Here is an 18,882-nt window from a genome sequence, read left to right on the forward strand (position 1 = left end):
GGGCCGGGGGCGCGCGGGGCGGCATGGTCGGGGGCCGCCAAACCCCCGGGGGGGGGCCCCCGCCACCACCCCCGGGGGGGCGGGGGGGGGGGGGGGGCGGGGGGGGGGGGGGGCGGGGCCCCCCGCCCCCCCCCCCGCCACACTGGACATTGTCCAACTCGAGGTGCACTCTAAATTCACACCTATTCGGAGCCTGGTCCCCCTTGCTGTTAAGGTGACCCCTATGAGTGACCTTCTGGAACGACTGCGCGGCCGCGGATGGCGGATGACCGCGCAGCGGCGTGTCGTGGCCGAGGTCCTCGACGGCGATCACGTCCACCTGACGGCCGACGAGGTCCACGCACGGGCCGTCGCCAAGCTGCCCGAGATCTCCCGCGCGACCGTCTACAACACGCTGGGCGAGCTGGTCTCCCTGGGCGAGGTGCTCGAGGTCGCCACCGACAAGCGCGCCAAGCGGTACGACCCGAACGCGCACCGGCCGCACCACCACCTGGTCTGCGCCCAGTGCGGCGCGATCCGCGACGTCCACCCGAGCGGCGACCCGCTCACCGACCTCCCCGACTCGGAGCGCTTCGGCTTCACGGTCTCGGGCGTCGAGGTGACGTACCGCGGCGTCTGCCCCAACTGCGCGGCGGCATAGAGCCCGCTTCCGAAGCCCCGGCCCCTGCGAGGTGCCGGGGCTTTGTGCTGTCTACAGGCTTCCCGGATCTGACGGACCGTCATATGGTCAACGGCACCCACCAGTCCGTTCCGCACTCCGCGAGGAGACCCCGTGGGAGAGCCGTATCCGAAACTCAGCGCACGTGATCTGACCCGCACCTTCGGCCGTGGCCCCGGCGCGGTGCCCGCCCTCGGCCCGCTGGACCTGTCCGTGACCGCCGGTGAGTTCGTCTGTGTCGTCGGCCCCTCGGGCTGCGGCAAGTCCACCCTGCTGCGCATCGCCGCGGGCCTGCTGCGCCCCAGTACGGGCCGCCTGGAGATCCGTACGACCAGCCCTCGCCCGGCCGCCATGATCTTCCAGGACTACGGCATCTACGACTGGAAGACGGTCCGCGCCAACGTCCGCTTCGGCCTCGACATCCAGCGCGTCCCACGCCGCGAGGCCGACGCCCGCGCCGACGCCTGGCTGGCCCGTATGGGCCTGTCGGACTTCGCCACCTCCTACCCCTCGACCCTCTCCGGCGGCATGCGCCAGCGCGTGGCGATCGCCCGGGCGCTGGCGGTGGAGCCCGAACTCCTCCTGATGGACGAGCCGTTCGCGGCCCTGGACGCCCAACTCCGCATGATCCTCCAGGACGAACTCCTGGAACTCACCCAGACGACCCGCACCACCACCCTCTTCATCACCCACAGCCTGGAGGAGGCGATCGTCCTCGGCGACCGCGTCCTGGTGATGTCCGCCCGCCCCGGCCGCGTCATCGCCGAGCGCCACCCGCCCTTCCCCCGCCCGCGCACCGGCGACATCCGCTCCGCGCCGGAGTTCACGGACCTCAAGAGCGAGCTGTGGGACCTGCTGCGCAAGGAGGCGGTGCCGGCATGACGACGACCGCTCCCGCACGGGAGTCCGTCCTGGTCCGCGCCCCGGGCCCGCACGAGCTCCATCCCGTACGCACCCACAGGCGCCGACGCGCCCTGGAACTGTCGCTGGCGGCGGCCGTCCCGCTGTTCCTGGTCCTCCTGTGGCAACTGGCCGCCGACCGGGCCTGGATCGACTCCCGGGTCTACCCGGCACCGTCCACGATCTTCGCGGACGGCTGGGACCGGGCCGCGGAAGGCGACCTGTGGCCGGACGTGTGGGCGACGTCGAAGCGCGTCGTGGCGGGCTACGCGGTGGGCACGGCCGCGGGGTACGCGCTGGGCCTGCTGATGGGCTCGCTCTCCCTGGTCAGGGCGGCGCTGGAGCCCCTGCTGGACGCCCTGTACGTGGTCCCGAAGCTGGCCCTGCTGCCGATCTTCCTGAACATGTTCGGCCTGGGCGAGGGTCCGCAGGTGGCCCTGGTGGCAGCCACGGTCTTCTTCTTCGTATGGATCTCGACCATGTCCGCGGTCATGTCGATCCCCGCCGGCCACCGCGACGCGGGCCAGGTCTTCGGCGCCTCACCCTGGCAGATGTTCCGCCACGTCCTGCTGCCGGCGTCACTGCCGTCGGTCCTGGTGGGCGCCCGCATAGCGGCGGGCGTGGCCGTGCTGGTGATCGTCGCCTCGGAGCAGATCGCGGCGACGAACGGCCTGGGCCATCTGATCTTCGACTCCCGCGCGCTGTTCCAGAACGACGTGATGTTCGTGGGGATCGTCTGTGTGGCGGCCCTGGGGGTCGTCTTCTCCGAACTGGTGCGGGTGGTGGGCCGGTTGCTCACCCCATGGGCGCCGCGGGACCGTGGACGGGGGCAGTCATGAGGGGACGTATGTGCGGGGTGGCGGCACTGACCGCCCTGCTGCTGAGCTCGGCGGCCTGCTCGTCGCCGTACGAGGACAACGCACCGCGGGCGGATGCCGGCAAGCGCACGATCAGCCCGGTGGAGGGCTGTGGCACCACGTCCTGGACGGACCCGGCCGACCTCTCCCCGAGCCGTCTGCCGGCCCGCTGCCAGCCCGGCGCACCGGCCCCGAAGCCGCTGGCGAAGACGCGGAAGCTGACGATCGCGACGGGAACACTGAGCGCCGAGTACGTGGCACCGCTGCAAGTGGCCCTGGACAAGGGCGAGTTCGCACGTGAGGGCCTGGACGTCACCCTCAAGGTCCTCCCCACACCGGACGCGCTGCCCCTGCTCGCCAAGGGCGACCTCGACGCGATCTGGGCGGCCCCCGAGGCGGCCGTGATGAACGGTCTCCGGGGCGGCTTCGACATCAAGTGGGTCGCGGGGAACTTCTCACCGGACCCCGGCTCGAAGAGCGGCCTGTGGGTGCGGCTGAAGGACGGCGAGAGCGCGTCCCACGTGTCCATGGCCGGCCGCAGGCTCGGCACGATGATCGGCAAGGGCTCCGTCATCGCCTACCCCATGGAGAAGGCCCTGGAGAAACACGGCGGCGGCCTCGACAGGATCCAGTACCAGCAGCTGGGCTCCGCGGACGTCCTCACCGCCCTGGAGAACGGCGGCGTCGACTCCGCCTGGCTCCTGGACCCGGTGTGGCGCAAGGTCGACGGACAGTCCGCCTACGCCTTCCTCGGCGGCCAGCCGCAGGGCGAGCCCCTGGGCGGCATGCTGTACGGCCCTTCACTGCTCCAGCGGGACGTGGACGCGGGAGTGGCCCTGCTCCGGGCGTACATCCGCACGGTGAACTCGTACTTCGCGGCGGACTACAAGAAGGACGAGGCCTACGTCACCTACCTGGCGAAACTCCTGAAGGCAGACGAACAGATCCTCCGCTCGACCCCGTCCCTGCGGGTGGACTGGGAGATCCGCAAAGGCACGACCGACCGTCTGCAAGCGGCGTACACCGCGCAAGGAGTCTCTGAGGGCGACCCATTGCCGGAGTCCAGGACAGTCGACCGCACCCTCTACGAGGAAGCGGTGGGCCACCGGCCATGAAGAAACACCGAGGGCCGGAATCCTTATGGATTCCGGCCCTCGGCCTTCAGTAGCGGGGACAGGATTTGAACCTGCGACCTCTGGGTTATGAGCCCAGCGAGCTACCGAGCTGCTCCACCCCGCGTCGGTGAAATGAACACTACGTCAACGCGGAGGACGGAAGCAAATCGCTTGTCCGCAGCCTCATCGCACCCTCAGGCCGACAGCTCCTGCCGCAGCGCGTCCCGCAGGCGAGCCGCCCGCTCCGACACCTCCTGCGGCCCCAGCGTCACCGCCCGGTCGGCCCACCGCTGGCCCTCCGCGAGCTCCCCACGACGCGCGTAGACCAGGGCGAGCCGCAAAGCCGCCCGCCCGTGCCCCGCGTCCGCCGCACGGGTCCACCACACCGCCGCCTCGGGCTCACTCCCCTCCCGGGCCAGCAGCAGCCCGAGATTGAAGGCACCGTTGCGCGAGCCCGCCTCGGCCGCCTCCCGGTACCAGCGAGCCGCCCCCACGACATCCCCCCGGGCAGCGGCCAGCATCCCGACCCGCACCTGCGCCCGACGGTGCCCCTGGGACGCCGCCCGCTCGTACCACTCCTCGCACTCGCTCTTGGCGGAGTGCACCGGCTCCCCCAGCTCATGCGCGGGCACGGGCGGACGCCGGGCGTCCAGCACGGTCGCCAGCCGGTACGCCGCCTCCGAGCTGCCACCCCCCGCCGCACACCGCAGATGCCGCTCCGCCGCCGCCTCGTCCCCGTCCCGCAGCCGCGCGATCCCGACCTGGAGCGCCGCCTCGGTGTGCCCGGCTGCCGCGGCCCGCTCGTACCACCGCAGCGCGACGACGTCGCCCTCTTCAGTGCCTCGCCCGGCGAAGAGAATCCCGAGGTTGAACGCCGCGTCCACGCTCCCCGCCTCGGCCGCCTTGGAGAACCAGGGCTCGGCCCCGGCGGTGTCCCCGCCCTGCAACAGCAGGATCGCCAGCGCGTTCGCCGCCTCACGGTGCCCGGCGTACGCCGCCCGCCGGTACCACTGCTCGGCCTGCGCGGTCCGCGCCTGCTCGGCGCAGAGCAGCCCGAGGTTGTACGCGCCGTTGACATCGCCGGCGTCCATCGCGGCCCGGTACCACCGCTCGGCGGTCTGCGTCTCGCCCCGCTCGGCGTGCAGCGCCCCCAGCGCGTTCGCCGCGTTGCCGTCCCCGTCCTGCGCGGCCCGCAGCCACCAGACCGCGGCGCTCTCGACGTCTCCCGCGTCACGCAGCAGGAACCCGAGGGCACAGGCGGCCCGCGCCTCGCCGTCCTTGGCGGAGGTCAGATACCAGCGCCCGGCCTCCTTGAGCTCACCGCGCCGCTCCAGGATCGCGCCGAGGTGCAGCGCGGCCCGCCGGTGTCCGCGCGCGGCGGCCTGCCGGTACCACTGCTCGGCCGCCGGGGAGACACCGTTGTCGGGCCCGTCGTCCCCCTCGGCCGACACCTCGCGATCAAGAGCGCGCGCCAGCCGGTAGGCCGCCTCACGGTGCCCCCGCTCGGCCGCGGCCCGCATCCAGTGGCCGGCCGCGGCGTCCCCGCGGTGCTCCAGCAGATCGGCGAGCGCGTACGCGCCGAGGGCGTGTCCCTGCTCGGCGGACTGGCGCAGCCAGTACTCGGCGGCGGGCTCGTCGCCCTTCTCCCGGTGGTGGCGTCCCAGCGCGTGCGCGGCCGCGGCGGACCCGGCGACGGCGGCGATCCGCCACCATCCGGCGGCGTCGTCGGCGTAGCCGCGCTGGTGCAGCAGGACACCCAGGTTGTTGGCGGCGGCCCGGTCACCCGCGGCGGTGGCGGCACGCAGCTGGGGCTCGGCTCCGTCGAGATCACCGCGGCGCAGCAGCATGGCCCCGAGGACGCTCATCGCCTCGACATCGCCGGCTTCCGCGGCGAGCCGCTGCCTTGCTTCCTCGGCGGCCTCACCGGTCTCGTCCCGGTCGGAAGGCTGCACAAGATCGGCAGACTGCACAAAGTCAGCAGACTGCTCAAACCGCCCTGTCTCCAACAGAGTTGCCTTGTCCCCCATAACGTCCATCGTCGCACCACCTGCAACCTGGGTACACCTGGTATACCGCAGCCAGTGAGGTCACTTCAGCGTTTTGTCGACATGCCCACAGAGAGACAAGTCAAACACAGTTCACCCAACTCCCCACGGCGGCACGGCCATCCCCCTCTCCGGCACATGCGTTCGCACACCACGAAGGCCCGGATCCTTGATCAGGATCCGGGCCTTCGTTTTCAGTAGCGGGGACAGGATTTGAACCTGCGACCTCTGGGTTATGAGCCCAGCGAGCTACCGAGCTGCTCCACCCCGCGCCGTTGTGTTCAAACCGTACCACGGCGCGGGAGGGGCATTTGACCAGCTCAGGAACCGGTCAGCCGCTGGGACTGCTGCTCGGGCTCGGACTGCCGCTCGGGCTCGGACTGCTGCCGCCGGTCTTGTCCTCCTTGGACTGTGCGTCCTCGGCCCGTTGCAGCGCTTCCTCCAGGTCCTTCTGCGCCAGGCCGTACGCCTCCCAGTCGCCCTTCTTCAGGGCCGCCTGGCCGTCCTCGAAGGCCTTCTGGGCGTCGTTCAACGCCTCTTGGACCGTCGGGTTGTCGGAGGTCGGTGGCGGCTTCGTGGTGTCCCCGCCGTCGTCCTCCGGTGGCGGGGTGGTCTCGCCGTCCGCCCCGAACACCTTGTTGAGGGCCTCGTCGAGGGTGTCCTCGAAGGCGGTGTTGCCTCCGTAGGTCACCAACACCTTCCGCAGCAGCGGGTACTTCAGTCCACCACCGCGTACGTAGACCGGCTCCACGTACAGCAGTCCTCCGTCGAGCGGCACCGTCAGCAGGTTGCCGTACTCCACCTTGGAATCACCTCTGTTGAGGAGGCTGATGGTCTCGGCGATGTCCTGTTCGGAGTTGAACTGGCTCTGTACCTGTTTAGGCCCTTGGACGCTGGTGTTCGTCGGCAGTTTCAGGATTCTGATCTTGCCGTAGTCGCTGGTGCCCGCCTCGGCGTCGACCGACATGAACGCGCTGAGCTGGTCACGGCCGTTGGGCGTGAACGTCGTCGTGAGCGAGAACGCCTGCGCCTTCTGGTCGGGCATCTTCATGCTCAGGTAGTACGGCGGCACCGGCTCGCCCGACGTGTTGGTCGGGTCGTCCGGCACCTGCCACACCTCGGAGCCGCTGAGGAACGTCGTCGCGTCCTTCACGTGGTACCGGCTGAGCAGCTCGCGCTGGACCTTGAACAGGTCCTGCGGGTAGCGCAGATGGGCCATCAGCGAGTCCGAGATCGCGGTCTTGGACTTCACCGTGCCCGGGAACGCCTTCATCCAGGTCTTCAGGACCGGGTCCTTGGTGTCCCACTGGTACAGGCTCACCTGGCCGGTGTAGGCGTCGACGGTCGCCTTCACCGAGTTGCGGATGTAGTTGACCTGGTTCTGCTGGGCCACCACCGCGCGCGAGTTGTTCGTCGCGGTCAGCGAGTCGGCCGTGGTGTCACCGAGGGTCGTACGCGACGAGTACGGGTAGCCGTTCGTCGTCGTATAGGCGTCGACGATCCACTGGATCTTGCCGTCCACGACCGCCGGGTAGGCGTCGCCGTCGATGGTCAGCCACGGGGCGACCGCCTCGACGCGCTCCTTGGGCGTGCGGTTGTACAGGATCCGCGAACCCTCGCCGATCGCGCCGGAGTAGAGGATCTGCGGCTCGTTGAACGCCACCGCGTACGCGGCCCGGTTGACCGGGTTGGAGAGGTTGACCCCGCTCTTGCCGGTGTAGCTGAAGGTCTTCTCGCCGCTGTCGTCGGAGTAGTCGATCTCCTTCTGGGGACCGCCGACGATCGAGTACTCGGTGGTCTTCTCGCCGTAGTAGACCCGCTGCTGATACGTCCCGAGGTCGCCCTGCGAGGGCAGGTCGGACTCGGTGAAGACCGGGCGGCCCTCGGAGTCGGCGGCGGTGCCCTTGGCGGCGACCACGCCGTAGCCGTGGGTGTAGCGGAAGTGGTCGTTGATCCAGTTGTTCTTCGGAATGCCGGCGAGGTTCAGCTCGCGCAGACCGATGACCGTGTCCTGGTCCTTGCCGTCCTTGGTGTAGCGGTCGACGTCCAGGTTGATCGGGAACGCGTAGTAGTTACGCATCTGCTGAAGCTGCTGGAACGTCGGCGAGACGATGTTCGGGTCCACCACGCGGATGCTGGCCGTGCTGTCGACGTCGTCGCGCAGCTTGGTCTTGTCCGTGGTCGTGGACGTGCCCGAGTACTCGTTGACGTCGGCGTCGTCGATGCCGTACGCCTCGCGCGTCGCCTTGAGGTTCTTGGTGACGTACGGCGCTTCCTTGGCCTGCTCGTTCGGCTGGACCTGGAACTTCTGGACGATCGCCGGGTACAGACCGCCGATGAGGATCGCCGACAGCACCATCAGACCGAAGCCGATGACGGGCAGCTGCCAGGTGCGCCGCCACAGGGTGGCGAAGAACAGCAGGGCGCAGATGACGGCGATGCAGAACAGGATCGTCTTGGCCGGCAGATAGGCGTTCGCGTCGACGTACCTCAGGCCGGTCCAGTTGTCGGTCGCCTTGAAGTCGCTGGACTTGACCGCGAGGCCGTACCGGTCGAGCCAGTAGGCCACCGCCTTCAGAGCGACGAAGACGCCCATCAGCACCGACAGATGGCCCGTGGCGGCGGCCGTGGCGCGCGCTCCCGGGCTGGTGATCCGGAGCCCGCCGTACAGGTAGTGCGTCAGCGCGGCGGCGATCACGGACAGGATCGCAGCTGCGAAGCCGAAGCCGAGCAGGAACCGGTACCAGGGCAGGTCGAAGGTGAAGAAGGAGATGTCGAGCTTGAACTGCGGGTCCTTCTCACCGAAGGACACACCGTTGACCCACATCAGCCAGGTCCGCCACTGGCTCGACGCCGAGGCGCCGGCGATGAGGCCGACGAGCGCGGTGATCCCCAGCAGCAGCCACTTCTTGTAGGGCGCGATGCCCATGCGGTAGCGGTCGAGGTTCTGCTGCTCCATCGACATGGCGCTCAACGGTGGCCGCAGCCGGTGCGCCAGCCAGATGTTGAAGCCGACCGCCAGGGCCATCAGCAGGCCGAAGACGAAGAACAGGCCGATCTTCGTCCACAGGGTCGTCGTGAACACGGACGAGTAGTTCACCGACCGGTACCAGAGCCAGTCCGTCCAGAACCCGGCGAACATGGTGAACGCCATGCCGAGCACGGCAAGGACGCCCAGTGTCATGAGCAGGGTCCGGACACGCCGGGACGGGCGGCCCACTCTGATCCGTGGCCCCGTCGGGCCTCCGCCGCGGTCCGGCATCTGGAAAGCCAAGGTGCGCACCTCGAAAGTCGCTGTTGGTCCGTCAGACCCGCGTCCCCGCGGGCCGTCCGTGGGCCACGTGATCGTAGGCCCTCACCTATGCAACTTACTCACGCTTTACTCGGTTCCCGATTCGGGCCATGAACGAGGCAGGATTGTGACCATGTCCAACACACCCATGGCAGCGAGCCCCCTGACCCGGGCCGTACTCGAGATCGACGAGTACGTGTCCGGCCTCGGCTGGGACCAGCCCGCTCGCCTCTTCGCCCTCGTAGACACCGCCCGGCTGCGCGCTCAGGAACCGGGCCTCGCGGCCCAGCTCGGCCTGGAGGACGAGCAGGCGACCACCGGTCTCACCCCGATCGAGCAGGAGGAGATCCCGGCGGGCAAGCCGCTGGACGAGTTCCTCGGCACGATCGCCTGGCCCGACCCCGTCGTCGGCTGCGCCCTGACGGTGGAGCGCCTGATGCTCCCGCCGTCCGCCGAGGCGTCGGTCCCGGAGGGGCTGAGCGACAAGAAGCTCTCCCAGTGGGTCGCCAGGCACCCCGACCGCCAGGAGGTCCGCATGACGGTCGCGGTCCTGCGCGACGGCACCCGCGACTCGGCCCTGCGGCTGCGCGAGAAGGACTCCCCGACGGAGGTCCTCACGGGCGGCGCCCTGGTGCCGGGGCTCGCGGAGGCGCTGTCGGCGACGTTCGAGGACTGAGTCCTTCCGGTACGACGGCCTCTTCCCGTACGACGACGGGGGCGCCCCAGATCCTGGGGCGCCCCCGTTCACGTACGCGCGCGTGTCTGTTCCGTCAGCCCTTGGTCGTGCACTTGGGCAGGCCGTCGGTGTCGCCGGAGCGGATGTCCTCGAGGGCGCCGAGGGCGTCCTCGATGGTGTTCACCTTGATCAGCGTGAGCCCGCCCGGCGTGTCCTTGGCGGCGGCCGCGCAGTTGTCGGCGGGCGTGAGGAAGTACTGGGCGCCCTTGTCGCGGGCGCCGACGGTCTTCATCTCGATGCCACCGATCGGGCCGACCTTGCCGTCGTCGTCGATGGTGCCGGTGCCGGCCACGAACGTGCCGCCGGTCAGGCTGCCCGGAGTGAGCTTGTCGTAGATGCCGAGCGCGAACATGAGCCCGGCACTCGGCCCTCCGACGTCGGCGAGCTTGATGTCGATGGTGAACGGGAAGGTGTGGTCGGTCCCGGCGGAGATCCCGACGATGGCGCGCTTCTCGCCGTCGTCGTCGGACGCCTTGGTCGTGACGGTCACGTCCTCGGTCCTGGTCGCCGTCCGCTGCTCCTTCTCCGCGGCGGCCTGCTCCTTGGCGGGCACGATGGTGAAGACGACCTTCTCGCCGGTCTTGTGCTTGGTGACCAGCTCGGCGACGTCGGCGGGCTCCTTGACGGCGGTCCCGTCGACGGCCTTGATGACGTCACCGGCGTGCAGCCTGTCCTCGGCCGGGGAGTCCTTGACGACCGTGGAGACGATCACGAAGGACTTCACGGGGACGTCCAGCTCCTTCAGGGCGGCGACCTTGGCGCTCTCCTGGGACTGGCTGAACTCCTCGGCGTTCTCCTGGGTGGACTGTTCCTCGGTCTTGCCGTCCGGGTACAGCGTGTCGTGCGGCACGACCTTGTTGTCGTGCGCGAGCCAGCCGTACACGGCCTCGACGATGTTCATCTTGTAGTCGGCGCTGGTGACGCGGACGGTGGTCATGTTCAGATGGCCGCTCGTCGCGTACGTCTTCCGGCCGGAGATCTGGAGCACCGGCTCGCCGTCGTGATCGCCCAGGGTGTTCACCGTCGGCCCGGGTGACATCTCCGCGTACGGCACGGGGATCAACACACCCGCGCACAGGAGTGCGATCAGCATCAGGGTGGAGGCGAGCATCGTCGCGGTGCGGCGTGGCATGGCACGACAGTACGGGACGCCCCTGTCAGCGACCCGTCAGGGCCGCCTGAAGGACTGTCTCAGGGGTGCTTCTCCATGGCCTCGCGGAACCGGGCGTACCCGTCCAGCTCGGGCCCGTCGTTGCGAGTCCTGCGGGTCCGGTTGGCCCAACTGCCCCACAGACCTGCGCCGATCCCGGCCAAAAGCGGAATCAGCAACCAGGCGAGCGCCGCCATGTCGTCCTCCCAACCCCGGTGCGCGACCGCAACTGACTGATCAGCAGATTAACCATCCGCACGGACAACGCTCACGCCAGGGGTGCGGTTACGCAACCGGAGAGGAGAGAAGGAAGGATTCGGCAGAGGCCCTGGGCTCAGCAGGCGCCGACCCGCCCTCCCGTCGCCCGACCACCACCCCTCAACGACGGCGCTACGCGCCGACCCATTCGTCGGTGCCATCGGAGAACTTCTGGTGCTTCCAGATCGGCACTTCGTGCTTGAGGTCGTCGATCAGCTTCCGGCAGGCCTCGAAGGCCTCCCCGCGATGCGGACACGACACGGCGACGACGACGGCGAGATCTCCGACGCTCAGGTCCCCCACACGATGCACCGCGGCCAGCGCCCGCACGGGGTACTCGGCGACGACCTTCTCCGCGATCCGCCGCATCTCCGCCTCGGCACTCGGATGACACGAATAGCCGAGCTCGTCGACGTCGGCTCCGCCGTCGTGATTGCGCACGGTCCCGACGAACAGCGCGGTCCCCCCGGCCGCGTCGTCCCCGACGGCCTTGAAGACCTCGTCCAGGGAGAGCGCGGTCTCACGAATGGCGATGAGCTTGATCGCGTCCTGCGCGCCCCGCTCACCGGGGTGATCGTCGATGGCTGCCATGCCCCCATCGTGCCTCATGCCCGCGACCACGCGGAATAGCGCTATCCACCGGCACACACGCGCACGGGTTTGGAGCCTCCTACAGGCCTGGACCCCCTGATCTCAGATCCGCCGCCGGGCCTTCCGCGCCCGCCGCACCACGGCCGCCGCGCCCAGCAGCGCCACCGTCGCACCCGCGGCACCCGCGGCCGTCGCGTCCTTGCGACCCAGTCGGCGTCCCGCGACGGTGCGCCGTCCGGAGACCTCCTCCAGCAGCTCCGCGAGGACCTCCTCGTTGGTCCACTGCGGCCGCCATCCGGCGTCGTGGAGCCGGCTGCCGCTCACCACCCAGGGGTACATCGTGTAGGCGAGATCCCCGGCCGGAGACGGCGTGAGCCCGATCCGGTGCAGCCGGGCCGCCGCGCCCAGCGCGACGGCCGAGGGCAGCTCCATGCGCCGGATCCCGCTGAGCTCCTCGACCTCCTCCTGCTCCAGCCACCCGTCACAGCCGACGGCGAGCTCGCCCTCGACCTTCTCCAGGACGGCGTACTCCAGAGCACTGCACAGATCCTCGACATGGCAGAACTGCCAGGCGGGCCGGGAGCCGGCCACGACCAGCAGCCGCGGTGACTCGAAATACCTGGTCAGCGCGGTGTCGGTGCCTCCGACGAGGACAGCGGGCCGCACCACGGTGACATTGAGCCCGGGGTGCGCCCGCGGAGCGCGCCGCGCGAGCCGCTCGACCTCCAGCAGATCCCCGACCCCGGTCGCCTCGGCCGTGGCCCGCAGCTCCGCGTCCTCGGACAGCGGAAGCTCGTTGTCCGGAAGGGCGCCGTAGACCATGGCGGAGGTGCACAGCACGACCCGATGCACGCCGGCCGCGGCCGCGGCGGTCAGCACGGTCTGCGTACCGCGCACGTTGTAGGCCGTACGGGCGGCCCCGTCGGTCTCCAGATCGAGGTCGAGCGCCAGATGCACCACGACGTCCGCGCCCCGCAGCTTCTCCGCGATCGCCGGATCCCGCACATCCAGGATGTGCCACTGCGCCGCCGCGCACTCGCCTCGCCGCTCGTCGATGGCGATGACCTGCTTGATCTCCTCCGAGGCGGCGAGCCGCTCGGTGAGCAGCGCGCCGACACCGGCGGCGGCACCGGTCACGGCGACGACGGGTCCGCGCAGGCCGGGATGGGTTGTCTGGTTTCGCGCTGCGCGAACCTGTGGATCAGGGGAACTCACCGGGCGTCTCCAGTGGTTGTCTTCAGTACGGGCGCGAGTGACGCGTACGTACCAGGTGGCATCCATCCTGCCGCAGGCCGAGACTCGGCGGAGCACCGAGGCCCGATCCGCCCACGGTGTCTAGGCTGGGTGGTGTTATCGGGCAGTCGCGCCGTCGGAGAGACACCGGCGGCCTTACCAGCCGAGGAATCCCGTGAGTGACACCCCATTCGGATTCGGCCTTCCGCCGGAGGAGCCGGACGACGGCGACGAGGGCAAGAAGAAGGACCAGCAGAGCGGTGGTGGTCAGGGCCCGGCCAACCCGTTCGGTTTCGGCGGGCTGCCTGGAGCCGGCGGCTTCGGTGCCCCTGGTGCCGACAACCCGTTCGCTGCCATGTTCGGTTCCCTGAACCCCAACGACCTGGGCGCCGCGTTCCAGCAGCTGGGCCAGATGCTCTCGTACGAGGGCGGCCCGGTGAACTGGGACATGGCCAAGCAGATCGCCCGCCAGACGGTCTCCCAGGGCACCGCCGACGGCACCAAGGACGCCAGTGTCGGCCCCGCCGAGCGCACCGCGGTCCAGGAGGCCGTCCGCCTGGCCGATCTGTGGCTCGACGACGCGACGTCCCTGCCGTCCGGCGCGGGCTCCGCCGTGGCGTGGTCCCGCGCGGAGTGGGTCGAGGCGACCCTGCCCGCGTGGAAGGAACTCGTCGACCCGGTCGCCGAGCGCGTCGGCACCGCCATGGGCGACGTGCTGCCGGAGGAGATGCAGGCCATGGCCGGCCCGCTGATCGGCATGATGCGCTCGATGGGCGGCGCCATGTTCGGCACGCAGATCGGGCAGGCCGTCGGCGTGCTCGCGGGCGAGGTCGTCGGCTCCACCGACATCGGCCTGCCGCTCGGCCCGGCCGGCAAGGCCGCGCTGCTGCCGCTCAACGTCGAGGCGTTCGGCAAGGACCTGGGCGTGCCGCAGGACGAGGTGCGGCTGTATCTCGCTCTGCGCGAGGCCGCCCACCAGCGTCTCTTCGCGCACGTGCCGTGGCTGCGCTCGCACCTGTTCGGCGCGGTCGACGGCTATGCGCGCGGCATCAAGGTCGACACCGCCAAGCTCGAGGACGTGGTCGGCCAGTTCGACCCGCAGAACCCCGAGCAGTTGCAGGACGCTCTCCAGCAGGGCATGTTCCAGCCGGAGGACACGCCCGAGCAGAAGGCGGCCCTGGCCCGTCTGGAGACGGCGCTGGCGCTCGTCGAGGGCTGGGTGGACGCGGTGGTCCACGCGGCCGCGAAGCCGCGTCTGTCGTCCGCGGACGCGCTGCGCGAGACCCTGCGCCGCCGTCGCGCCTCGGGCGGCCCGGCCGAGCAGACCTTCGCCACGCTGATCGGCCTGGAGCTGCGCCCCCGTCGGCTGCGGGACGCCTCCCGTCTGTGGGCCTCGCTCACGGACGCGCGCGGTGTCGACGGCCGGGACGGTCTGTGGGCCCACCCGGACATGCTCCCGACCGCCTCCGACCTGGACGACCCGGACGGCTTCGTCCACCGCGAGCAGCTGGACTTCTCCGAGCTGGACAAGATGCTCGGCGAGGCGGCGCAGAAGCCCGACCTGAAGAAGAAGGACGCCGACAAGGACGACAAGGGCGACGACACCGAGTGAGCCTGTTCGACGACGCGGTCCTCGTACTGAAGGGCTACGAGGACCAGGAAGAGCTGCGCCAGACCTATCTCGACCATCTGGCGACGCACCCGGACGGCATGTGGAAGGCCTGCGGCGACGGGCACATCACGGCGAGCGCGCTGGTGATCGACCCGTCGCGCGGGCGGGTCCTGCTGACCCTCCACAAGAAGCTGCGGATGTGGCTCCAGATGGGCGGCCACTGCGAACCGGGCGACGCGACCCTGGCGGCGGCCGCCCTGCGCGAGGGCACCGAGGAGTCCGGCATCGAGGGGCTGACCCTGCTGCCCGGCGGTCCGGTCCGCCTGGACCGCCATCACACGCCGTGCGCCTGGCACCTCGACGTCCAGTACGCGGCGCTGGCCCCGGCCGGGGCGGTGGAGGCGATCAGCGACGAGTCCCTGGACCTGCGCTGGTACGCGTACGACGAGGTGGCGGACGTGGCGGACGAGTCCGTCGTGCGGCTGCTCGAGGCGACCCGGGCCAGGCTGTGAACGCGTAAGGGGCGACCACCTGGATGGTCGCCCCTTACCTGTCAGCTGTTGGCTAGCTCCAGGCGTTGCCCTGGTTCTGGCCGCGGGCCCCCTGCTGCCCCATCCCGTACTGCGCGGCGATGCCGGAGCCGATCTGGGCGTTCTGCGGCGGCAGCAGCTCGCTGGGCTGGACGATCGCGTAACCGCTGCCCATGAAGCTGAGCTCCCAGCCCTCACCGGTGTTGCCCCGGCGCCGGAACACCCCGGAGGAGTGCGTCTGGGCCTGCATCTGGACGCGCAGCGACGTCGACCAGGCGACGATCGCGTCGGCGTCGCAGTTGACGTACTTGTCGGGCGTTACCTGCAACATCAGCGGCGCACCGGAGGTCATGAGGGCGACCTTGCCGCGGCCGGTGATGTTGAGCTGGTACTTCCCGGAGCCGGAGATGCCGTAGAGGCTGTCGACGGCGATGACCTCGTGGTGCAGCGACGAGTCCATGGCGAGGACGTAGTTGCTGTCGACGGTCAGTCCGTCCTGCTCCACGTCCACCAGATGGACGTGCTGCTTGAGATTGGCGAGATAGACCGTGCCCTGCCCGTGGCAGCGCATCAGGTCCAGGCCCTCGCCGGTCTGCGCACGCGCGCGTCCCTGCTGGTTGCTCTGGTACTCGGCGTCGAACTCCATCAGGCCCTGGTAGGCGACCATCGTGCCCTTGCGGGCGAGGATGTCGTCGTGGCCCTCCAGGGTGACGCGGAGCATCTGCTTGTTCTGCAGGCTCCAGCGGTCCTGGGTCTGCTGGTCGTTGTAGGCGAAAAGCGAACTCTGCATGACGTTCTGGCTCCCCCTCAGCCCCGGACCCGGAGACGGTCGGTGCTGTCCTCGCTGGGCTGGACGACGACGATGCCCTGGCCCGAGAAGGCCATCTGATAGGCCTCACCGCTGCCCCGGCCGATGAGCGACTGCGCCTTGAAGCTGCGCTTGCCCTTCACCTTGAGGTTCGGGGACCAGGCGACGAGCGCGTCGGGGTCGACGTACGTCTCGTCCTCGCCACCGCCGCAGTCGACGACGATCGGCTTGCCCCGGGAGGTCAGCGCGACCCAGCCCTGCCCGGAGATCTTGGTGTTCCACAGTCCCTGCCCGGCGAACTTCGCCAGGCCCTTCACACGCTCGACACCCCAGGTGAGGTGCGCGTCGAAGGCGAGCAGGTTGGTGGCGTTGACGGAGATGCCGTCGCCGTTGAGGTTGATGACGACCACGTTGGCGCCGTAGTCGGCGAGATAGAGCAGTCCGTCGCCGGTGCACTTCATCAGGGGCGCGCCCTCGCCGGTCATCCAGTCCTTGGCGATCTGGCGCACGGCCGGCGGGTTGGGCTCGTACTGGACGAACCCTTCGTAGGCGACCATCGAGCCCACGCGTGCGAAGAGGTCGTTCCCGGTCTGCATGGCGATCTTCGCCATGTGGTTGCCGTGGTTCTCCATGCGGGCCGTGACGGGTGCGGGAGCGAAGCCCGCAAATGGCTGGTTCATGACGGACTCCCTCAGATCTCGTACGGCTGGACGACGATGAAGTTGCCGGGCGCGGCCCGGAACTGCAGGTTGACGCTCTCCCCGGTGTCGCCCGGGTAGGCGTTGCGCCGCATCCGGACCTGGCTGGAGACGACCACCTGGGCGGCGGACGACCAGGCGACCACGGCGTTGGCGTCGGCGAACGTCGTGGGCGTCACCGGCAGCACCACGGGCGTGCCGTGCGTCTTGAGGACGATCGTGCCGGTGCCCTGGAACAGCATCGTGAACAGCGCGCCGCCCGGGATGCCGTGCCCTTCGATACGGCGGACCTCGTACTGGAGGCTCTCGTCGAAGGCGAGGACGTTCTCGGCGGAGACGCAGATGCCGTCGCCCTGGAGTTCGATGGGGTGCAGCATCGTGGAGTTCTCGGCGAGGAAGACCTGACCCTGGCCGGTGCAGCGCATCAGCTGCATCTCCTGGCCGGTCGCGTTGCCGACGACCCGGCCGGCGAAGCCCGCGCCCTTGTAGCTGAAGTCGACCTTGCCCTGGTAGAGCACCATGCTGCCCTGCCGGGCCAGCACGGGATGCCCGCCGATGCCGAGGTCGACGCGGACGAGCTTCTTGTTCTGCTGCGTCCAGCGCTGACCGGTGGGCGTCTCCTTGAACTGCTGGAGAGCGCCGGCGACCCCGGCGGCCTGGGACGCGCCCTGCGGCGCGCCGTAGGGGGCCTGCTGGCCCGGGACCTGGCCGTACGGAGGCTGCTGACCGTAGCCCGGGGGCGGGGTCGGCTGGCCGTAGCCGGGCGGCGGGCCCGGAGCCTGGGGCGCCTGCGGGGCCTGGGGCTGGGCCCCGTAGCCGGGCGGCGGCGCGGGCTGGCCGTACTGGGGCTGCTGCGGCTGGCCGTAGGGCGCGGGAGCCGGCGCCGGGGGCGGTACCGGGGCGCCGCCGGGCGGGGTCATGGGCGCGACGATGGTGGGCTGGGCGTGCATGTTCGGCGCGGGCGCCGGGGCCGGGGGCGGAGTCGCTCCGGGCGGGGGCGCGAAGCCCTGCGGGGCAGGTGCGGGAGCCGGGGCCGGAGCGGGCGCCGGGGCGCCGAACGCGGGCGGCGCGGTGGCCTGGGCCGGCGGGGCGAAGCCCGGGGTGGCGCCGGCCTGCGGCTGCGGAGGGGCCGCGGGGGCCTCCTCCTCGGCCACCTCGCCGCCGAAGTTCTTCAGCAGTGCGTCGAGGCCGCCGTCGAAGCCCTGTCCGACCGCGGCGAACCGCCAGACGTCCTTCAGGTAGAAGTCGCCCAGCATCACGGCCCGCTCGGTGGAGAACTCCGAGCCGTTGAAGGAGTAGCGGGCCACTTCCTCGCCGCCCGCCACGATCCGGAGGTATCCGGGGGCGATCTGCGACATCTGGCCGGCGCCGTCGATCGTCGCCGTGAAGGACAGCTTGTGGATCTGCGCCGGGATCCGGTCGAGGGTGACCCGGAAGGACTCCGAGTCACCCGCCTGGGCGCCCAGAAGCTGGATGGACTCCTCGGGGGACTTCGGCTGGTTGAAGAAGACGAAGTACCGGTCGTCCGAGAGCCGTTCGTCGGCGTCGAGACCGAAGCAGCTGATGTCGAAGCTCAGTCCGGGGCCGGTGATCTGCACACCTACGTACAGATCCGTGCCCGCGGTGAGGTCACTGACCTTGGCCTTGTGGCCGCGTTGGAATTCCCTGGCCATGCGTAACGACCGTCCCCCATCCAAGTGCGAGTGCGTCGCGCCAGGCTAACGGCAAACTCGGACAGTGGACGAAGTCGGTACAGACCCGGTACACAATCCCCGGCCGGGGACGTCGGTCACTCTCCGCTCGCGCCGGGCAAATGGGGCAACCGGTCGGCCGCGACCACGCCTTCGAGATAGCCCCGGGCCCGCTCGGTGCGCGGATACGCCTCCAGGAGCCGCCAGAAGCGGGGCCCGTGTCCGGGCACGAGCAGATGCGCGAGCTCATGGACGAGGACGTAGTCGACCACGTATTCGGGCATGCCCTGCAGCCGGTGCGAGAGGCGGATGCTGCCCTCGGAGGGGGTGCACGAGCCCCAGCGGGTGTTCTGGTTGGTGACCCAGCGCACCGAGGCGGGCCGGGCGCGCCCCTCGAAGTACTGGGCCGACAGTCGCTCGGCGCGCTCGGCCAGTTCGGTGTCGCCGAGTACCCGCTTGCTCTCCTGGGCGGCCAGCTTGTCGAGCATGACGCTCACCCAGCGTTGCTCCTCCGCCTCGGACATCCGGGCAGGGATCAGCACGACGGTGCGGTCGCCCTCGCGGTACGCGGAGACCGTACGGCGTCGTCGGGCGCTCCTGCGCACCTCGATCGCGCTCGCACCCGAGCCGCTGGGCGGCTGGCTCGATGTGCGTCGCTGTGGTGTTCCGGCGCGGTGCAGTGGGTCGGCGGACACGCCCCGACGTTAC

General features: G+C 70.2%; 17 protein-coding genes and 2 tRNA genes. 7 read left to right on the forward strand and 12 right to left on the reverse strand.

The window, feature by feature from the left end:
- Window positions 1-223 precede the first annotated feature (223 nt).
- From ACIOHP_RS00005 to ACIOHP_RS00020, 4 genes are all read left to right on the forward strand, one after another.
- Window positions 224-640: a Fur family transcriptional regulator gene (locus ACIOHP_RS00005; protein ID WP_266822234.1), complete on the forward strand. Its 417-nt coding sequence runs from the start codon at window positions 224-226 to the stop codon at window positions 638-640.
- Window positions 641-772: 132 nt separating this feature from the next.
- Window positions 773-1,540: an ABC transporter ATP-binding protein gene (locus ACIOHP_RS00010; protein ID WP_401881805.1), complete on the forward strand. Its 768-nt coding sequence runs from the start codon at window positions 773-775 to the stop codon at window positions 1,538-1,540.
- Window positions 1,537-2,397 (forward strand): ABC transporter permease, encoded by an 861-nt coding sequence (locus ACIOHP_RS00015; RefSeq protein WP_327719282.1) that lies wholly within the window; start codon window positions 1,537-1,539, stop codon window positions 2,395-2,397. The genes ACIOHP_RS00010 and ACIOHP_RS00015 overlap by 4 nt, the downstream gene beginning before the upstream one ends.
- Entirely contained in the window at window positions 2,394-3,530 is a 1,137-nt protein-coding gene (locus ACIOHP_RS00020) for an ABC transporter substrate-binding protein (protein WP_401881809.1), read from the forward strand. The genes ACIOHP_RS00015 and ACIOHP_RS00020 overlap by 4 nt, the downstream gene beginning before the upstream one ends.
- Before the next feature lie 50 nt (window positions 3,531-3,580).
- Here ACIOHP_RS00020 and ACIOHP_RS00025 read toward each other — a convergent pair.
- The 4 genes from ACIOHP_RS00025 to ACIOHP_RS00040 all read right to left on the reverse strand — a co-directional run bounded on the left by ACIOHP_RS00025 (window position 3,581) and on the right by ACIOHP_RS00040 (window position 8,837).
- Window positions 3,581-3,654, reverse strand: a tRNA-Met gene (locus ACIOHP_RS00025).
- A gap of 70 nt (window positions 3,655-3,724) precedes the next feature.
- Window positions 3,725-5,566: a tetratricopeptide repeat protein gene (locus tag ACIOHP_RS00030; protein WP_401881812.1), complete on the reverse strand. Its 1,842-nt coding sequence runs from the start codon at window positions 5,564-5,566 to the stop codon at window positions 3,725-3,727.
- A gap of 207 nt (window positions 5,567-5,773) precedes the next feature.
- Window positions 5,774-5,847 (reverse strand) — tRNA-Met (locus tag ACIOHP_RS00035).
- A 59-nt stretch (window positions 5,848-5,906) separates the two neighbouring features.
- Window positions 5,907-8,837, reverse strand: a complete 2,931-nt coding sequence (locus ACIOHP_RS00040) for a UPF0182 family protein (protein WP_401883071.1) — start codon at window positions 8,835-8,837, stop codon at window positions 5,907-5,909.
- 163 nt (window positions 8,838-9,000) lie between these two features.
- On the opposite strand from ACIOHP_RS00040, the gene ACIOHP_RS00045 reads away from it, so the two are divergent.
- Window positions 9,001-9,543 carry a PPA1309 family protein gene (locus ACIOHP_RS00045; protein ID WP_401881815.1) on the forward strand — a complete coding sequence of 181 codons (543 nt, stop codon included), beginning with the start codon at window positions 9,001-9,003 and terminating at the stop codon, window positions 9,541-9,543.
- A 94-nt stretch (window positions 9,544-9,637) separates the two neighbouring features.
- On the opposite strand, the gene ACIOHP_RS00050 is transcribed toward ACIOHP_RS00045, so the two are convergent.
- From ACIOHP_RS00050 to ACIOHP_RS00065, 4 genes are all read right to left on the reverse strand, one after another.
- Window positions 9,638-10,735, reverse strand: coding sequence for a PDZ domain-containing protein (locus ACIOHP_RS00050; RefSeq protein ID WP_361542479.1), 1,098 nt, complete (start codon window positions 10,733-10,735; stop codon window positions 9,638-9,640).
- A 59-nt stretch (window positions 10,736-10,794) separates the two neighbouring features.
- On the reverse strand, window positions 10,795-10,950 hold the full coding sequence (locus ACIOHP_RS00055; protein WP_401881818.1) for a hypothetical protein: 156 nt from the start codon (window positions 10,948-10,950) through the stop codon (window positions 10,795-10,797).
- A gap of 193 nt (window positions 10,951-11,143) precedes the next feature.
- A complete protein-coding gene (locus tag ACIOHP_RS00060) occupies window positions 11,144-11,602 on the reverse strand; it encodes a molybdenum cofactor biosynthesis protein MoaE (protein ID WP_307026103.1) in 459 nt (152 codons plus the stop codon).
- 102 nt (window positions 11,603-11,704) lie between these two features.
- Window positions 11,705-12,817: an SDR family oxidoreductase gene (locus ACIOHP_RS00065; protein ID WP_361542488.1), complete on the reverse strand. Its 1,113-nt coding sequence runs from the start codon at window positions 12,815-12,817 to the stop codon at window positions 11,705-11,707.
- 193 nt (window positions 12,818-13,010) lie between these two features.
- Between ACIOHP_RS00065 and ACIOHP_RS00070 the strand changes: the two genes are divergently transcribed.
- Window positions 13,011-14,447, forward strand: a complete 1,437-nt coding sequence (locus ACIOHP_RS00070) for a zinc-dependent metalloprotease (RefSeq protein WP_361542491.1) — start codon at window positions 13,011-13,013, stop codon at window positions 14,445-14,447.
- Window positions 14,444-14,959 (forward strand): NUDIX hydrolase, encoded by a 516-nt coding sequence (locus ACIOHP_RS00075; protein WP_401881823.1) that lies wholly within the window; start codon window positions 14,444-14,446, stop codon window positions 14,957-14,959. Before ACIOHP_RS00070 ends, ACIOHP_RS00075 begins: the two co-directional genes overlap by 4 nt.
- A gap of 52 nt (window positions 14,960-15,011) precedes the next feature.
- Here the strand turns inward: ACIOHP_RS00075 and ACIOHP_RS00080 are convergent, their stop codons facing one another.
- The 4 genes from ACIOHP_RS00080 to ACIOHP_RS00095 all read right to left on the reverse strand — a co-directional run bounded on the left by ACIOHP_RS00080 (window position 15,012) and on the right by ACIOHP_RS00095 (window position 18,869).
- Window positions 15,012-15,767, reverse strand: a complete 756-nt coding sequence (locus tag ACIOHP_RS00080) for an AIM24 family protein (protein WP_401881826.1) — start codon at window positions 15,765-15,767, stop codon at window positions 15,012-15,014.
- 17 nt (window positions 15,768-15,784) lie between these two features.
- Window positions 15,785-16,465 carry an AIM24 family protein gene (locus tag ACIOHP_RS00085; RefSeq protein ID WP_361542500.1) on the reverse strand — a complete coding sequence of 227 codons (681 nt, stop codon included), beginning with the start codon at window positions 16,463-16,465 and terminating at the stop codon, window positions 15,785-15,787.
- Window positions 16,466-16,476: 11 nt separating this feature from the next.
- Window positions 16,477-18,156, reverse strand: a complete 1,680-nt coding sequence (locus tag ACIOHP_RS00090; RefSeq protein WP_401881829.1) for a TerD family protein — start codon at window positions 18,154-18,156, stop codon at window positions 16,477-16,479.
- A gap of 116 nt (window positions 18,157-18,272) precedes the next feature.
- Window positions 18,273-18,869: a M48 family metallopeptidase gene (locus ACIOHP_RS00095; RefSeq protein WP_361542506.1), complete on the reverse strand. Its 597-nt coding sequence runs from the start codon at window positions 18,867-18,869 to the stop codon at window positions 18,273-18,275.
- Window positions 18,870-18,882 lie beyond the last annotated feature (13 nt).

This window comes from Streptomyces sp. NPDC087859 (genome assembly GCF_044742595.1).
Classification (GTDB): domain Bacteria; phylum Actinomycetota; class Actinomycetes; order Streptomycetales; family Streptomycetaceae; genus Streptomyces; species Streptomyces canus_F.

What these genes read in the sequence shown, in the direction of transcription:
- ACIOHP_RS00055 (WP_401881818.1), bottom strand. Translation starts at nt 10,950, where the DNA reads ATGGCGGCGCTCGCCTGGTTGCTGATTCCGCTTTTGGCCGGGATCGGC.
- ACIOHP_RS00085 (WP_361542500.1), bottom strand. Translation starts at nt 16,465, where the DNA reads ATGAACCAGCCATTTGCGGGCTTCGCTCCCGCACCCGTCACGGCCCGC.
- ACIOHP_RS00060 (WP_307026103.1), bottom strand. Translation starts at nt 11,602, where the DNA reads ATGGCAGCCATCGACGATCACCCCGGTGAGCGGGGCGCGCAGGACGCG.
- ACIOHP_RS00040 (WP_401883071.1), bottom strand. Translation starts at nt 8,837, where the DNA reads ATGCCGGACCGCGGCGGAGGCCCGACGGGGCCACGGATCAGAGTGGGC.
- ACIOHP_RS00030 (WP_401881812.1), bottom strand. Translation starts at nt 5,566, where the DNA reads ATGGACGTTATGGGGGACAAGGCAACTCTGTTGGAGACAGGGCGGTTT.
- ACIOHP_RS00005 (WP_266822234.1), top strand. Translation starts at nt 224, where the DNA reads ATGAGTGACCTTCTGGAACGACTGCGCGGCCGCGGATGGCGGATGACC.
- ACIOHP_RS00045 (WP_401881815.1), top strand. Translation starts at nt 9,001, where the DNA reads ATGTCCAACACACCCATGGCAGCGAGCCCCCTGACCCGGGCCGTACTC.
- ACIOHP_RS00080 (WP_401881826.1), bottom strand. Translation starts at nt 15,767, where the DNA reads ATGCAGAGTTCGCTTTTCGCCTACAACGACCAGCAGACCCAGGACCGC.
- ACIOHP_RS00090 (WP_401881829.1), bottom strand. Translation starts at nt 18,156, where the DNA reads ATGGCCAGGGAATTCCAACGCGGCCACAAGGCCAAGGTCAGTGACCTC.
- ACIOHP_RS00015 (WP_327719282.1), top strand. Translation starts at nt 1,537, where the DNA reads ATGACGACGACCGCTCCCGCACGGGAGTCCGTCCTGGTCCGCGCCCCG.
- ACIOHP_RS00050 (WP_361542479.1), bottom strand. Translation starts at nt 10,735, where the DNA reads ATGCCACGCCGCACCGCGACGATGCTCGCCTCCACCCTGATGCTGATC.
- ACIOHP_RS00020 (WP_401881809.1), top strand. Translation starts at nt 2,394, where the DNA reads ATGAGGGGACGTATGTGCGGGGTGGCGGCACTGACCGCCCTGCTGCTG.